We start from the raw sequence: 13,878 nt of genomic DNA, 5'->3' as shown, positions 1-13,878 counted from the left end.
CCTCGCCGTCTGGTGGCACGTTCCTCACGCCGCGAGATAGGGAAAGAGCCTTACCCCTTCATCCCTGGCCCTTGGCCGAGTGCGAGATCGACCGAAAGCAATCGCCGCATAAAAGTCGCACGGAGCCATCAGCTCGATACCTTGGGGCAGCGCGTCCGCATTGAAGGTCTCCTCGCATACGCGCAGAGCGTTGGCGAGGCCGTCATCTTCCGCAGGATTGAGTCGGAAACTGCGTTTGGTCGCGTCGACTAGGTTCGCTTTTTCGAGAGCAAGCACGATTGAAGCTCCGTGAACTGAAACCGGCTACGCAGCCGTCCAGCCGCCATCCATCGAGAGGTTGGCGCCCGTGATTTGAGCGGCCTCGTCACTGCACAGGAACAGTGCGAGCGAGGCGACCTGCTCGACGGTGACGAACTCCTTGGTGGGCTGCGCGGCGAGCAAGACATCGCTGATGACCTCGTCTCTCCGCATGCGCCGGGCCGCCATCGTGTTCGGAATTTGCTTTTCGACGAGTGGCGTCCAGACGTAGCCGGGACTGATGCAATTGCAGGTGATCTTCGAGCGCGCGAGTTCCAGCGCCACCGTCTTCGTGAGGCCGGCGATGCCGTGCTTGGCCGCGACATAGGCCGACTTGAAGGGCGAGGCGACAAGTGAATGCGCCGAAGCTGTAGTGATGATGCGCCCCCAACCGCGCTTCTTCATACCGGGCACGACCGCGCGGATGGCATGGAATGCGGCGGACAGGTTGATGGCGATGATCGCATCCCACTTCTCGGCGGGAAAGTCCTCGATCGGCGAAACGTGCTGGATGCCGGCATTATTGACCAGGATGTCAACGCTGCCGAACGTCGCTTCGCCGAGAGCGATGAGCTCGGCGACCTCGCTCGGCTTCGTCATGTCCGCGGGCGAGTAGATCGCCCTAACCGCGAAAGCGCGCTCGATCGCAGCGCGTTCATTCTCGATGTCGGCGGGCGCGCCCATGCCATTCATCACGACATTGGCGCCCGCCTTGGCGAACGCCTGCGCGCAGGCGAGGCCAATGCCGCTGGTCGAGCCGGTGACGACAGCCGTCTTACCGTTCAGAATTCCCATCTCGTACACTTTCCTTGTAACATACCAATCAGAACCGAGCTGCGCGGCGCGCATTTTGACTTAGAAAACCAGAGCCTTCTCGCCGGCTCGAATCGAACCGCGAGCCGGCTGTTGCAGATAGTCGTGCACCACCGTGCCGAGGCCGAGCGTGAGGTCGGCGCGGATGTGGACGGCTGAGACGATCTCCAGGACCGGCAACTCGGCGACCGGCGCCAAAGCGTGTGGCGTGAGGGCCAGGGCCGCCGGTCCGGTCCATGCACCTTTCAGCACGATGTCCTCGAGATGATATTGAACGAGCTCGCAGATGCGTGGGCTGCCGTCGACGTGCGGGATGATCTTGAGCAGGAAGTTCGGCTCGTTAAGCGCAGCTTTGACCTTCGCCAGATCGGCCTCGCAGTGCTTGTAGCCCATTGTCCCCGTGGCGACCCGGAGCGGGCCGTATTCCAGCGTGCCGATCAACGTGTCGATCTCGGTTCGCAGGATCGGTTGCGCAAGCTTCTTCGGAAAGCCCCATAGCTCGCGTCCACCCGCAATGGGTCCTTCGTCGTTGAGGAACATGCAATGTGTGTAGCTGCCCTTGCGTCCACGGAAGGAGACGGGGATGACCTGTCCGCTCTCCGTGTAGTCGCCAAAGCCATTCGAATCCGGCATGCGGATGAACTCGTATTTGACCAGCGCTTCTCGCTGGTCGACCTCCAACGGTTCCGGAACCACGGCCCGAAGCCTGTCCGGATCGGTTCGATAGGTGATGATGAGGTATTCGCGATCGACGAACCGGTATGGCCCGAGCGGATAGGCCGGGCTGGTCAGCGGCATGGCAAAAGCCTGTCGTTTCACGTCAGTCTCGCGCATTTGCGTTCTCTCCAGGCGATGAGATCGGGCTACTCGCGGCCGTCATGTTCGAGATCGAAGGTGAAGACCCCGTCGGGGCTCGAAGGTCGAGCGAGCACCTCGGGATGGCGGAGGGTGCGCAGTGCGTCGTGGTAGCCGGCTTGCCAATGGTCCTGCATCGATAGGCGCGAGAACTCGTAATCCTTGGAATGCCCCTCGTGATTGCGCGCGCGATAGATCAGATGGACGATGCTGTAGACGTTCCGCGAGACAGCCGTGCTGAGCAGTCTCACGTCCTCATGCTGACTGAGATCGTCGGGCAGCCGGCCGAGCAGATCCGTGAGTGCGCGCCGCAGGCGCTGCACATGCTTGAACTGGTCGGTGCTGGCGCGCGTGCGGCTCGAATACTGGATTTCCTTATGCCGCGTGACGACCTCAGCCATGTTGCGGGGAAGTTGACCGCGCGCGCTCCAGAGGTCGACCTGGAATGCGAGCATGTCCTGCGGGGCATCAGATTCAATCACCCATTGCAGCGGTGTGTTTGAGACGAGGCCGCCGTCCCAATAGTGCTCGCCCTCGATCTCCACCGCCGGAAAGCCCGGCGGCAGCGCGCCGCTGGCCATGATGTGCTCGGGCCGGATCGTATGCGTGGTATTGTCGAAATAGACGAAATTTCCGGTTCGGACGTTGACTGCGCCGGCGCTGAAGCGCGTCAGCCCGGCATTGATACGATCGAAGTCGACCAGGCGCTCCAGCGTGGTCTTGAGCGCGCGCGTGTCATAGATGCTGGTCGCATCGCTGGCTCCACCTGGCTGCAGCCAAGGCAAAACGGGACGGGCTGAGAAGAATCCGGTGGCGCCACATGTGGCCGCCAGACCGGCGCTCATCTGGTTGATGAGGTTGCGCGTATTGTCGCTCCGCGTCCAATCCAGGAAAGGATTGCCGGACCAATCCCAGGGCGCGGTCGAGGTGACCTGGGTCCAAAAATCGCGCAGGCGGTCAACGCGAGACTCGGGCGGGTTGCCGGCGATGATTGCGGCATTGATGGCTCCAATCGAGATGCCGGCGACCCAGTCGGGATGAATGCTGGCATCGGCCAGGGCTTCGTACACGCCCGCCTGGTACGCGCCAAGCGCACCCCCGCCTTGCAACAGCAGCGCGATGCAGTCGAAGGGAAGCTGCCGTTGTGCGGATGAGATTTGTGATCGGGGCTGGAAGTTCATGGCGAGTGCTCTTGAATTGCTGATTGGATGCTCGTGTTAATGGCGACTGGTGTCTTGCTTTCCGACCTTGGGAGGCTCGAGCAGCACCTCCTTCAAATGGTCCCCGGAGGCGACGACGATCACGAAGTTGAGTTTGCCGTCCTGTCGGATCAGTCCACCGGCCAGCGCGCTGCCGGCCGCCGCTTTCTCGGCGACCTGCACGGCATCCGACAATTCTTGCTTGATCCATCTCATGGCAAGGATCTTAGCGAGGTCTTCCCGATCGAGCTCCTTCAGCGACGACGTCATCTCCTTCCCGGTGATGCTTCCGGTATTTGCGTCGATGGCGTTCTCCCACACGTGCTCATTCCGGATCGTGCGAACGCGGTAGACGGGCGGGCCGTCCACCTCGAAGCTGATGTCGGCGGTCTTCGAGCCATCATGCAGACGTTCCGCGATCGCCATCGCCCGGCTGAGCGGGACGCGCGTGGTGCGGAATTCCGAGAGCACGCGTTGGATAGCGGCCTCTTCGGCCTGGCTTTGCGCGCTCGCGCTTCGGCTGTCTGCATCTGCAGATTTTTGAACGTCAGCGATGGCGGCGGTCGCGGAGAGCGTGGCGGACCACATGATCAGGGCAAACAAATGCTGCTTCGACATTGGATTAATCTCGGTCTGGTTGGTCAATCGCCTGCGAGGGCCGTGTGAGCGACAAAGATCTCCTTGTCGGAGAGCGTGGGCAGCGACTGGTTGGTATCGATCACGACGCGCTCCGGCCCCTTCACGTCGGAATGGATGCGGATCGGAGGCCGCGCAGGATCCGGCTCCGCGAAGCGGCTTGGCAGTTGGGCCGGGAGCACCCAACCGATCGCCCAAAGCAAGCAGAGCAGGGCGCCGCCGACCGACAGAAAATAGCCGCACAAGGGAAGGGCGGTGTCGTTCGATCGGCTCGCGTGCATTGACATGACGGATCGTCGGCTCACGGCACGCGGCTCCCGACAACGGCATCGCTCTGTCGCATCGTCAGATACTCCACGGGCGCGGATGCCGGCGCGCACGCTCGGCGTCGAGATAGCCACGATCGTCGAGCCATTCGGTTGGACAATAGGCTGCGGCCTTCGGATCGATCATGAGTCCGTCACGCTGGAGCGCTGTCCGTGTTCCGGTCACACCGGTCCACACGACCTCGCCGCTGGTCGGGTCCACTTCCATCCCGTCAAAGACTTCGATGAAGTTCAGCATCTCGGACACCGGTGCTCCCTCACGCCGTGCGCGTGAGGCGGTCGACTTCGTCTGGCGCAACGCCTCTGCGCGCGAGCTCGGACTCGATCACGTCGAACACGCATTCGACCGGCGCGATCCAGACGTTGACCCAGTAGATGATGCAGTCGCGGGCGATCAGCAGGGCCGGTGTCATGCGACCGTCCTCCGCTCCAGCCGGACGGTGCTGGTCTGGCCTGTGGCGAGCGTATGAGCCCACGCGATCATCGCGATCGTGATGCCAAGCAGCACGCTCAGGGCCACGAGGCACAAGGCGACAATGACGTTCAGCGATGCGGCGGCGAGGCCGGGCAACGGATTTTCGCGCATCAACGCGAACAGCAGTGTTGACATTCCGCGTCTCCTTAATAAAATACACCGTATAGTTCATATAAATCACGCGATATGGCCGGAGTCAAGACGAGTGCGTCACAAGCGCGTGTGCAGGATCAAGGCGGCGAGGCTCCGCCAGGTTCAACCAGAAGTCTCGAGCAGAGAAAGGATCTGACATGACGAAATTGATGGCGGCGTTGTTCGCAGCGGCCGTAGTCGCGCTTGGCAGCGCAGCAGCTTTTGCCCAGGAGAACCGGGGTACACCGGAGCAGCGGGCGGCCTGCACGCCCGACGCCTTTCGTCTGTGCAGTGCCTACATTCCCGACCCGTCGGGAGTCGAAGCCTGTCTGCGGCTCAGGAAGTCGGATCTGAGCGAAGGGTGTAAAGCGGTCTTCGAGCAGGCATCCACCGGATCGGTCAGGGGCAGATAACGCGCGACGTTGCGGCTGATGTGCCCCGGCGCTGCCCTGAACCACATCCGCACTGCAACAGGATACAGGAGCGATCTTATGAGCACGATGTACATACCGGCCTTGGCTGCCTTCGGCGGCTCTGCGATCGGCGCGGTCTCGACCATCGTCAGTGGATGGTTTAGCGGACGCCGAAGGCGTCGCGAGCTTCATCATGCCCGCTCGTTCTCGAAGCGCGAACAATTGTACCACAGCTTCATCGAGGAGGCATCGCGGCTCTATGCCGACGCCCTGGTCAATGATCAGGCCGAAATCCCGCAACTGGTCAGCCTCTACACGCTGGTCGGGCGCATGCGGATCTTATCGAGCAACGAGGTCGTTCAGGCCGCCGAGAGAGCCGGGCACTTGATCATCGAAACGTATCTTTCGCCAAATCGCACATTCGTCGATCTCCCCAAATTCATCGAGGAAATGGATCCATTGCGCGATTTCGGAGAAGCCTGCCGCCGCGAACTGATGGACCTTCCGGCGCAGTGAGAGAGACGTTATGCGCGAGCAGATTGAAGATCGAACGAGAAGCGCCCGCCGTAGGATCGTGCAGGCCGCTATCCATCTCTATGGCGAGATGGGACACAACAAGACCACCGTCGCCGACATCGCGCGGAGTCTGTCGATGTCTTCGGCAAGCGTCTATCGATTCTTTCCCTCGAGGCGGGCTATCGAGGAGGCTGTGGTGGAGGAGGTGCTCGAGGAGGCGGTAGGTGCGGCGGCTGAGGCGGCCGGCGGCAGTGGACCAGCGTTACGGCGCCTGGCCGCAATCCTGAAAGCCATCGCCGACTGCAATGAAGCTCGACCGGCGAAGCATCGACGACTGCAAGACCTGGTAACCCTGGCTGTCCGGCAGAACTGGACGGTCGTTCTCGCCTACCACGACAGGATCCGCGGGCTGGTGCGACCGATCATCGGCACCGGGCAAGCACGCGGCGAACTGCAGGGCGGCAGTCCGATGGCGCTGACCTGCTGCCTGCTGGAAGCCATGGATGTCCATCTCAATCCATCGCGGGTCGGCGCTGCGACGCTGCGGCCAAGCTTCGGCGAGATGTTGAGATTTTGTACGGACGCTTTGCGTCGCACGCCATTCCTGCAACCGGCCGAGATGACAGCTCCCGTGCAGCTCAAGGCTGCCGGCTAAAGCGAATGCTTCAGAGCCAATCGTCCAAAGAGGACAGCTAGTACGACCAGTCCGTCTCGCAGGCTGCCAGGAAAAAGCCGACACGCTCGCGCACGAAGCCGGGAAGCTCCTTCTTCAGGTCTTTCGGCGTCTCGCCGACGAGCGACCGGAACAGCATCGGCAGCAGAATGAGGTCGAGAAAGATCTGTGCGGTAGCGCGGCTTCGCTTGGCGCTGAAAGGGCCCCTCGGGGTGCGAGCGAGTTTCTGCGTGGCGTCGTCCAGCAGCTGGGATACTGCGGCCAGGGAGCGATCGCGCGCGGCGTCGTGAACGTTGCGGCTCAGTTCGGGGAACCGCTGCGATTCCGCGATGGTCGCTCGCACCATGCCGAGCGATTCCTCGACCACTCTCTCGACGATGGCTGTCCCGAGGCTCATCAATTTGTCCTCGATGGTGCGGCCCTCGGGCGAGAAGCCCTCGAAGTCCGTCAAGCCGTCGATGGTGCGGGCCACCACCGCCGCGAACAACGCTTCCTTGCCGGGGAAGTGGGCGTAGATCGTCGGCTTGCTCGCGGGAGCGAGCTCGGAAATGTCGTCGATGCTGGCGCTGCGGTAGCCCTTCTCCAGAAACAGCTGCTGGGCTGCGTCGAGAATGCGCGCCTGCGCGTCCCCGGCAAGATCCTTGGGCGGTCTGCCTCGCTTCGTCTTCTTCATTCTTGGACCTCCGAAATCACGAGTCTGTGCGCGTCGCTTTCCCACTTGACATGGCTCGCGAAGAAAGGCAACAAAAAGAAAATATACGGTATAGTTTATTAATTCGTCAGGTCTGCACGTTTCGCGAGCTTGGCGAGTGCTCCCTAACGGTCGGGGTCCCAAGGATGTGGGGTTCGACCCGGATGGTCTGAGGCGAATGAGGAGAATGTCATGACTGTTTTGAGCTCAGCCCCGTCCGGCTCGCAGGAAGGCGTGCTGCTGCGCGAGCTCCATCACAGGGTGACCAACGGTGTCGCCTTCGCCATCGACCTAGTCTCCGCCGCCGTCATTCGGGTCGACGGGACGGAAGCCAAGAGCGCGCTCAGCGATGTCGTCGAGCTGCTGCATGGCTACTCCGACGTGCATCGTGCGCTGGCGATGCCCGCGGGCGACACGCTGATCCACGCCGCGACCTACATTCGCAAGCTGGGCTGTGGCATGCGCCGGGCGCTGCTGGACCGGATGAACATTCAACTGGCATTCGCGACCCAGTCCCTCGCGCTTGAGCCGGAGCGCTGCTGGCATCTGGGGCTGATCGTCCATGAGCTCGTGATGCACGGGGCAAGGCACGCCTGTTTCGACGACCGGGCCGGGCAGATCAGGATCAAGCTGACGCGCACCGGCGCGCTGGTGAACTGCGTGATCCTGGACAACGGCTCGCGTCCCGCGCGGGAGACGTCCGACCGCGAATTGCGAATTGCCAGGGATATCGCGCGGGCGCTCGGAGGCCGGATCGAGCAGGGTTTCGGCGCCGAATTCACCTCGATCGTCCTCTCGTTCCCGCTGACCGAGCGCGAACGGGGCGCCAACTGGTCAATCGCAACGCGCCAGATGAGAGCTCCGCGCCGCACGAGAGCCACTGCTTCGAACGAAGCGGTGCTCACGGCAAGTGCAGCGGCCGATCAACGCGGGCCCACCGTTGAGACCGATCCCTTTGCGCGACGACTGCGCCAGCAAGAACGCGAAATGGTCGTCCCCCGCCAATCCGCCGATGCGCTTGGCGGGCTGTTGTCACCTTCCCATCATACGGACGCGCCATGACAAACCGATCTCCCCATCCGATCCGTCTTCTTCGAACGCCACATGCAGCGAGGTGCGTCGCAGCGGCCGCGCTTGTCAGCATTGCGCTGACCGGTTGCAACGATCACGCGGCGCAGACGACCACACGGGCAACGCTAGTCCGGACTACGATCGTGCAGCCGCGCGACCGGCAAGCCTCCATCACATTGACGGGAGAGGTCCAGGCGCGCTTCCGTGCCGACCTCTCGTTCCGCGTCAGCGGACGTGTGATCGCTCGCACCGTGGACGTTGGTGCTCATGTCAACAAGGGCGACGTCCTCGCCCGGCTCGATCCGGCCGAGCAACAGGCCGATGTCGATGCTGCGACCGCGGCAGTGGCCTCCGCCGAAGCCCAGCTGCGCGTGGCGAAGGCTACATTCGAGCGGCAGAAAGCGCTGATCGCAAGCGGCTTCACCACCCGGACCGTTTACGACCAGGCGCAGGAAGGTCTGCGAACCGCAGAGGGCGTGCTGGAAGCGGCCGAGGCGCAGCTTGGCACTTCGCGGGATGCGTTTGGATATACCGTCCTGCGCGCTGAAGCCAACGGCGTCATTACCGCCCGAAATCTCGAGGTCGGCCAGGTCGTTCCGGCTGCCCAACCCGTGTTCTCGCTTGCTCAGGACGGGGAGCGGGATGCCGTCTTCGAGGTCTACGAATCCGTCTTCCTTGGCCAGACCGACAGCCGCCGCGTGACGCTGGCGCTGGTCTCCGATCCCAGCGTGGCAGCAGCGGGCGAGGTCAGAGAGATTTCACCGGCCATCGACGCGAAGAGCTCCACGATCCGCGTCAAAGTGTCCATCGAGAACCCGCCGGCTGCGATGACGCTGGGCAGCGCCGTCGCGGGAACGGTGAAGGCGAAAGCTCAGCAGGAGATCACCTTGCCCTGGAGCGCGCTGATGGCCGCGGGCAGCAGGCCTGCCGTCTGGACCGTCGACCCGAGAACGCAGACAGCTTCGCTGAAGCCCGTCACGGTCGGCGCCTATGAAGCCGGTCAGGTGCTGATCAAGGGGGGCCTCGAGCCCGGCGAGCGCGTCGTCGTCGACGGCGGCAAGCTTCTGAGCGTCGGCCAGTCGGTCACTGAAGAGGGAGGTCAGTCATGAAGCGACAGGTCATGATGATCGCTGGCACGCTCGCGGCGGCCTCGTTGCTCACCGGATGTCAGCAGGAGACGAACGCGCCGGAGCCCATGCGCCCCGTGCTCTCGATGGTGGCCAAGCCGAACAGCGGTGACAGCACGGTTGCCGTCGGCGTCGTCGAGCCGCGCTATAAAACCAACCTTGGCTTTCGCGTACTCGGACGGCTGACTTCGCGTCCGGTCTACGTTGGCGACATCGTCAGCGAAGGACAAATCATCGGGACGATTGATCCCACCGCACTCGATCTCGCCGTTCGCGCGGCGAAAGCTCAGCTTTCGAAGGCCGAGGCACAGCTTGCGACGGCCAAGGCCACGGAGGAGCGGCAACGCACGCTGATCACCAGCGATGCGACCACCAGGCAAACGCTGGACAATGCCGAACAGGCCCGCGCCGGCGCCGAAGCAAGCGTTGCGCAGGAGCAGGCGAACCTGACCAAGGCGATCGAGCAACTCGGCTACGCCCAGATCAAGGCCGACTTCGGCGGCGTCGTCACCGCCGTCGGCGCGGAAGTCGGTCAGGTGGTCTCGCCGGGTCAAACCGTGGTGACGGTTGCGCGGCCGGACATTCGGGAGGCGGTCGTCGATATCGGGGAAGACCTCCCTGTCCCCCTCGAAGCCGGTCTCCTGTTCAGCGTCAGCCTGCAGCTCCTCCCCGCCGTTCAGGTCGAGGGCAGGATTCGCGAAATCGCGCCGCAAGCCGATCCGGTGACACGGCTGCGGCGCGTCCGGATTGCGCTCGACAATCCGCCCGAAAGCTTCCGTCTCGGCGCGACCGTCATGGCAAAGCTCGGCAAGGATCAGGGCAAGGATTTGCGCCTGCCCGCATCAGCTGTGCTCGCCAGGGACGGCGCCGATTTTGTCTGGGTGGTCGATCAGTCCGCCGGCACCGTCTCTCTGCAGAAGATCGATGGTGTCGCCGAAGCGGCGGGCATCCGCGTCACCGGCGGGCTTGCTGCAGGCACCCGCGTCGTCACCGCCGGAATTCACAGCCTCAAGCCAGGACAGCGCGTCCGCTTCGAACAGGATCAAGAGCCATGAAGTCGTTCAACCTCTCCGACTGGGCGCTGGGCCATCGTTCGCTCGTCTGGTATTTCATGATCGCCTTCATGGCGGCCGGCCTGTTTGCCTATCTCCAGCTGGGGCGACAGGAGGATCCTGACTTCACCATCAAGACCATGGTGATCCAGGCGGAGTGGCCGGGCGCCTCGCCCGAGGAGATGACGCGTCAGGTCACAGATCGGATCGAGAAGAAGCTGGAGGAGCTCGAATCGCTCGACTACACCAAGAGCGTGACGGTCGCAGGCCAGACTACCGTCTTCGTTTACTTGCGCGATTCGACCAAGGCGGCGGACGTCAAGCCGACCTGGGTGCGCGTCCGCAACATGATCGCAGACATCAGGGGCGATTTTCCACAAGGCGTGATCGGGCCCGGTTTCAACGACCGCTTCGGTGACGTCTTTGGCAATGTCTATGCCTTCACCAGCGACGGCTTGAGCCAGCGACAGCTCCGCGACCAGGTCGAGGATATAAGGGCCCAGGTGCTGACGGTGCCCGATGTCGGCAAGGTCGACATCCTCGGCGCTCAGGACGAGGTGATCTACCTCGAATTCTCCACCCGCAAGATCGCGGCCCTCGGCCTCGACGTTCACGCCATCATGAATTCGCTCCAAGGCCAGAACGCGGTCGCGCCCTCCGGCGTGCTCCAGGAGGGGCCGGAGCGGATCAGCGTCCGCGTGAATGGCCAGTTCACCTCCGAGGCGAGCCTGAAGGCGGTCAATCTCCGCATCAACGATCGCTTCTTCCCGCTGACCGATGTTGCGACCATCACGCGCGGCTACGCCGATCCGCCATCAACTCTATTCAGGTACAACGGTCAGCCCGCCATTGCGCTTGCAATCGGCATGAAGTCCGGTGCCAACCTGCTCCAGTTCGGCGAGGCGCTGAAGCAGGAGATGACCAGGATCATCGCCGACCTGCCGATCGGCGTCGGCGTGCACCTCGTTGCCGACCAGCCCGTCGTGGTCGAACATGCCGTTTCGGGCTTTACCGAAGCGCTGTTCGAGGCCGTGATCATCGTGCTCGGCATCAGCTTCCTGAGCCTGGGCTTGCGGGCGGGGCTCGTGGTCGCAATCGCTATTCCGCTCGTGCTCGCGATCACGTTCGTCGTGATGGCCTATTGCGGCATCTCGCTGCAACGCATTTCGCTGGGGGCCCTAATCATCGCGCTTGGCCTGCTGGTCGACGACGCCATGATCGCGGTCGAGATGATGGTGGCGCGGCTCGAGATCGGCGATCCCCTCGAAAAGGCGGCAACCCACGTCTATACGTCGACCGCATTTCCGATGTTGACGGGAACGCTGGTCACCGTGGCCGGCTTCATCCCGATCGGGCTCAACAGCAGCAACGCCGGCGAGTTCACCTTCACCTTGTTCGTGGTGATCGCGGTATCTCTGATCGTCTCATGGATCGTGGCCGTCTTGTTCACGCCGCTTCTCGGCGTCACCATCCTGCCGGCCAGGATGAAGGGACATCACGAGCAGAAGGGGCGCCTCGCGCAGATGTTCGCGCGCCTGCTGCTGTTCTGCATGCATCACCGCTGGATCACCGTTGCCGTGACGGCCGGCGCCTTCCTGCTCGCCCTGTTCGGCTTGCAGTTCGTACAACAGCAGTTCTTCCCCTCGTCCGACCGTGCCGAGCTCGTGATCGACTGGAACCTGCCGCAGAACGCTTCGATCACCGAGACCAACACGCAGATGGCTCGCTTCGAGCGCGAGCAGTTGCAGGGCAATAATTCGGTCGAGCACTGGTCCACCTATGTCGGCACCGGTGCGCCCCGCTTCGTGCTGTCGTTCGACCTGCAGACCGCCAACACCTGGTTCGGTCAGCAGGTGATCGTGACCAAAGGCGGCATCGCCGCGCGCGACAAAGTCAAGTCGCAGTTCGAGGACTATTTGAGAAAGACGTTCCCGGGCACCGACACCTACGTCAAGCTGCTCGAGGTCGGCCCTCCCGTCGGCCGTCCCGTGCAATACCGCCTGAGCGGCCCCGACATCGCTGAGGTTCGTGACCTCTCGCAGAAGCTTGCCGGCGTCATTCGCAGCGGTCCTGATCTCGGCAACGTGGTGTTCGACTGGATGGAGCCGGCGCGCGTCGTCAAGGTCGATGTGCTTCAGGACAAGGCGCGCCAGCTCGGCGTGACCTCGGAAGACATCGCCACCACCCTGAACTCCGTGCTCCAGGGCTCGCCGATCACGCAGGTGCGTGACAGCATCTATCTGGTCAATGTTACGGGACGTGCGACCGCGCCGGAACGCGCCTCGATCGACACGCTGCGCGACCTTCAATTGACTGGGCTCGGCGGCCAATCGGTGCCGCTCGGGGCTGTTGCCAATCTGCGCTATGAACTCGAACAGCCCACGATCTGGCGCCGTGCGCGGATTCCGACCATCACGCTGAAGGCCGCTGTCGTCAGCGACGTTCAGCCGAAGACGGTCGTCGACCAGCTTGCGCCGAAGGTTGCGGAATTTGCAAAGCAGCTGCCCGCGGGCTACGCGATCAAGATCGGCGGATCAGTGGAAGAGAGCGCCAAGAGCCAGGGGCCAATCATCGCGGTCGTGCCGCTGATGCTGTTCGTCATGGCGACCGTGTTGATGGTACAGCTGCAGAGCTTTTCGCGCCTGTTCCTGGTGTTCGCGGTCGCACCGCTCGCGCTGATCGGCGTTGTCATGGCCATGCTGCCGAGCGGGGCGCCGCTGGGCTTCGTCGCCATCCTCGGCGTGCTGGCCCTCATCGGCATCCTGGTCCGCAACTCCGTGATCCTGATCGTGCAGATCGAAGATCTGAAAAAGGAGGGCCGGCCCCCCTGGGATGCCGTGGTGGAAGCAACCGAGCACCGCATGCGCCCGATCCTGCTGACAGCCGCCGCCGCAAGTCTCGCCCTGATTCCAATCGCGCGGGAGATTTTCTGGGGCCCGATGGCCTATGCCATGATGGGCGGCATCATCGTCGGCACGCTGCTGACGCTGCTGTTCCTGCCGGCGCTCTATGTGGCGTGGTTCAGAATCCATCCTGATCGTGCAACTGGATCACCTGCCCATGAACCCGAAGCTGATGCGCAGGAAGCGCCTGCCGAACAGACCGCCACTCACCACGCACCTGAGCCTGTGCTCGAGGTCCAGATCTAGGACGGAGACGACGATGCTTTCGAAGACGCTATCAACCTTTGCGGTCGCTGTGACTGTCGCAGCGAGTCCGCTCGTCGCCACTGCTGCGTTTGCGCAATTTCCGCCGCCGCCACCGATGGCACCGCCCGGGCCGCCTCCGATCGCTCCCGCAACTCCGCCAACATTTGCAGGTCCCCCTCAGCCCGGCCCTGTCGCTGGCCCGGGGCCTCGGCTCGGTCCGGCAGCTGGGCCGCGCGCGGATCTCGCCGCGCGAGGTGTCGGCGGCGGGCCGACCATCGTGAACGCACCGCGGACGACGGCAGTCAACATCGGCGGTGCCGGCGCCTATCGTTATGGTGGAGCGCACGGATATGGATATGGCGCGCGTGCGGCATCATATGCCGGCGCATACGCGGCCGGCGCTTACGCCGGATACGCCTATGGCGGCGCGCGCTCCAGCTACTACTCGAGTAG

17 protein-coding genes are annotated in these 13,878 nt (G+C 63.3%); 7 read left to right on the top strand and 10 right to left on the bottom strand.

The genetic code is table 11. The features are described from left to right. Positions 1–24: 24 nt before the first annotated feature. The 9 genes from JQ592_RS32665 to JQ592_RS32625 are packed head-to-tail and all read right to left on the bottom strand — an operon-like array spanning position 25 to position 4,736. Positions 25–276, bottom strand: coding sequence for a hypothetical protein (locus JQ592_RS32665; protein WP_211406834.1), 252 nt, complete (start codon positions 274–276; stop codon positions 25–27). A 27-nt stretch (positions 277–303) separates the two neighbouring features. After that, complete coding sequence (locus tag JQ592_RS32660) at positions 304–1,092, bottom strand: 3-hydroxybutyrate dehydrogenase (protein WP_211406833.1); 789 nt, start codon at positions 1,090–1,092, stop codon at positions 304–306. Positions 1,093–1,152: 60 nt separating this feature from the next. Then, the gene (locus JQ592_RS32655; RefSeq protein ID WP_211406832.1) at positions 1,153–1,944 is read right to left on the bottom strand and encodes an acetoacetate decarboxylase; all 792 of its coding nucleotides are present in this window, start codon (positions 1,942–1,944) and stop codon (positions 1,153–1,155) included. A 29-nt stretch (positions 1,945–1,973) separates the two neighbouring features. Next, a complete protein-coding gene (locus tag JQ592_RS32650) occupies positions 1,974–3,146 on the bottom strand; it encodes a DUF3734 domain-containing protein (protein WP_211406831.1) in 1,173 nt (390 codons plus the stop codon). 36 nt (positions 3,147–3,182) lie between these two features. After that, entirely contained in the window at positions 3,183–3,782 is a 600-nt protein-coding gene (locus tag JQ592_RS32645; RefSeq protein WP_211406830.1) for a PepSY domain-containing protein, read from the bottom strand. A gap of 23 nt (positions 3,783–3,805) precedes the next feature. Further along, the gene (locus JQ592_RS32640) at positions 3,806–4,087 is read right to left on the bottom strand and encodes a hypothetical protein (protein WP_211406829.1); all 282 of its coding nucleotides are present in this window, start codon (positions 4,085–4,087) and stop codon (positions 3,806–3,808) included. Between the two features lie 58 nt (positions 4,088–4,145). Further along, entirely contained in the window at positions 4,146–4,364 is a 219-nt protein-coding gene (locus JQ592_RS32635; RefSeq protein WP_246820863.1) for a hypothetical protein, read from the bottom strand. A 19-nt stretch (positions 4,365–4,383) separates the two neighbouring features. Beyond that, positions 4,384–4,539 carry a hypothetical protein gene (locus JQ592_RS32630; RefSeq protein ID WP_211406828.1) on the bottom strand — a complete coding sequence of 52 codons (156 nt, stop codon included), beginning with the start codon at positions 4,537–4,539 and terminating at the stop codon, positions 4,384–4,386. Beyond that, positions 4,536–4,736, bottom strand: coding sequence for a hypothetical protein (locus tag JQ592_RS32625; RefSeq protein WP_211406827.1), 201 nt, complete (start codon positions 4,734–4,736; stop codon positions 4,536–4,538). The genes JQ592_RS32630 and JQ592_RS32625 overlap by 4 nt, the downstream gene beginning before the upstream one ends. Before the next feature lie 155 nt (positions 4,737–4,891). On the opposite strand from JQ592_RS32625, the gene JQ592_RS32620 reads away from it, so the two are divergent. From JQ592_RS32620 to JQ592_RS32610, 3 genes are all read left to right on the top strand, one after another. Continuing rightward, complete coding sequence (locus tag JQ592_RS32620) at positions 4,892–5,146, top strand: hypothetical protein (protein ID WP_211406826.1); 255 nt, start codon at positions 4,892–4,894, stop codon at positions 5,144–5,146. A 78-nt stretch (positions 5,147–5,224) separates the two neighbouring features. Then, a complete protein-coding gene (locus JQ592_RS32615; RefSeq protein WP_246820838.1) occupies positions 5,225–5,662 on the top strand; it encodes a hypothetical protein in 438 nt (145 codons plus the stop codon). A 10-nt stretch (positions 5,663–5,672) separates the two neighbouring features. After that, positions 5,673–6,317, top strand: a complete 645-nt coding sequence (locus tag JQ592_RS32610) for a TetR/AcrR family transcriptional regulator (protein ID WP_211406825.1) — start codon at positions 5,673–5,675, stop codon at positions 6,315–6,317. Positions 6,318–6,354: 37 nt separating this feature from the next. On the opposite strand, the gene JQ592_RS32605 is transcribed toward JQ592_RS32610, so the two are convergent. After that, positions 6,355–7,008 carry a TetR/AcrR family transcriptional regulator gene (locus JQ592_RS32605; protein WP_211406824.1) on the bottom strand — a complete coding sequence of 218 codons (654 nt, stop codon included), beginning with the start codon at positions 7,006–7,008 and terminating at the stop codon, positions 6,355–6,357. Positions 7,009–7,218: 210 nt separating this feature from the next. Here JQ592_RS32605 and JQ592_RS32600 point away from each other — a divergent pair, with 210 nt between their 5' ends. The 4 genes from JQ592_RS32600 to JQ592_RS32585 are packed head-to-tail and all read left to right on the top strand — an operon-like array spanning position 7,219 to position 13,425. Further along, positions 7,219–8,088: a histidine kinase dimerization/phosphoacceptor domain -containing protein gene (locus JQ592_RS32600; RefSeq protein WP_211406823.1), complete on the top strand. Its 870-nt coding sequence runs from the start codon at positions 7,219–7,221 to the stop codon at positions 8,086–8,088. Beyond that, a complete protein-coding gene (locus JQ592_RS32595) occupies positions 8,085–9,206 on the top strand; it encodes an efflux RND transporter periplasmic adaptor subunit (RefSeq protein WP_211406822.1) in 1,122 nt (373 codons plus the stop codon). The genes JQ592_RS32600 and JQ592_RS32595 overlap by 4 nt, the downstream gene beginning before the upstream one ends. Beyond that, positions 9,203–10,279, top strand: a complete 1,077-nt coding sequence (locus JQ592_RS32590) for an efflux RND transporter periplasmic adaptor subunit (protein WP_211406821.1) — start codon at positions 9,203–9,205, stop codon at positions 10,277–10,279. Before JQ592_RS32595 ends, JQ592_RS32590 begins: the two co-directional genes overlap by 4 nt. Further along, positions 10,276–13,425: an efflux RND transporter permease subunit gene (locus tag JQ592_RS32585; protein WP_211406820.1), complete on the top strand. Its 3,150-nt coding sequence runs from the start codon at positions 10,276–10,278 to the stop codon at positions 13,423–13,425. Before JQ592_RS32590 ends, JQ592_RS32585 begins: the two co-directional genes overlap by 4 nt. Positions 13,426–13,878 lie beyond the last annotated feature (453 nt).

Source organism: Bradyrhizobium iriomotense, from assembly GCF_018129405.1.
Lineage (GTDB): Bacteria > Pseudomonadota > Alphaproteobacteria > Rhizobiales > Xanthobacteraceae > Bradyrhizobium > Bradyrhizobium iriomotense_B.
This window is presented reverse-complemented; position numbering and strand designations above follow the sequence as displayed.

Bases quoted from the DNA above. Each gene is read 5' to 3' on its own strand.
- JQ592_RS32650 (WP_211406831.1), bottom strand. From the start codon at position 3,146: ATGAACTTCCAGCCCCGATCACAAATCTCATCCGCACAACGGCAGCTT.
- JQ592_RS32605 (WP_211406824.1), bottom strand. From the start codon at position 7,008: ATGAAGAAGACGAAGCGAGGCAGACCGCCCAAGGATCTTGCCGGGGAC.
- JQ592_RS32615 (WP_246820838.1), top strand. From the start codon at position 5,225: ATGAGCACGATGTACATACCGGCCTTGGCTGCCTTCGGCGGCTCTGCG.
- JQ592_RS32635 (WP_246820863.1), bottom strand. From the start codon at position 4,364: ATGCTGAACTTCATCGAAGTCTTTGACGGGATGGAAGTGGACCCGACC.
- JQ592_RS32590 (WP_211406821.1), top strand. From the start codon at position 9,203: ATGAAGCGACAGGTCATGATGATCGCTGGCACGCTCGCGGCGGCCTCG.
- JQ592_RS32620 (WP_211406826.1), top strand. From the start codon at position 4,892: ATGACGAAATTGATGGCGGCGTTGTTCGCAGCGGCCGTAGTCGCGCTT.
- JQ592_RS32645 (WP_211406830.1), bottom strand. From the start codon at position 3,782: ATGTCGAAGCAGCATTTGTTTGCCCTGATCATGTGGTCCGCCACGCTC.
- JQ592_RS32640 (WP_211406829.1), bottom strand. From the start codon at position 4,087: ATGTCAATGCACGCGAGCCGATCGAACGACACCGCCCTTCCCTTGTGC.
- JQ592_RS32630 (WP_211406828.1), bottom strand. From the start codon at position 4,539: ATGACACCGGCCCTGCTGATCGCCCGCGACTGCATCATCTACTGGGTC.
- JQ592_RS32595 (WP_211406822.1), top strand. From the start codon at position 8,085: ATGACAAACCGATCTCCCCATCCGATCCGTCTTCTTCGAACGCCACAT.
- JQ592_RS32660 (WP_211406833.1), bottom strand. From the start codon at position 1,092: ATGGGAATTCTGAACGGTAAGACGGCTGTCGTCACCGGCTCGACCAGC.
- JQ592_RS32625 (WP_211406827.1), bottom strand. From the start codon at position 4,736: ATGTCAACACTGCTGTTCGCGTTGATGCGCGAAAATCCGTTGCCCGGC.
- JQ592_RS32610 (WP_211406825.1), top strand. From the start codon at position 5,673: ATGCGCGAGCAGATTGAAGATCGAACGAGAAGCGCCCGCCGTAGGATC.
- JQ592_RS32600 (WP_211406823.1), top strand. From the start codon at position 7,219: ATGACTGTTTTGAGCTCAGCCCCGTCCGGCTCGCAGGAAGGCGTGCTG.
- JQ592_RS32655 (WP_211406832.1), bottom strand. From the start codon at position 1,944: ATGCGCGAGACTGACGTGAAACGACAGGCTTTTGCCATGCCGCTGACC.
- JQ592_RS32585 (WP_211406820.1), top strand. From the start codon at position 10,276: ATGAAGTCGTTCAACCTCTCCGACTGGGCGCTGGGCCATCGTTCGCTC.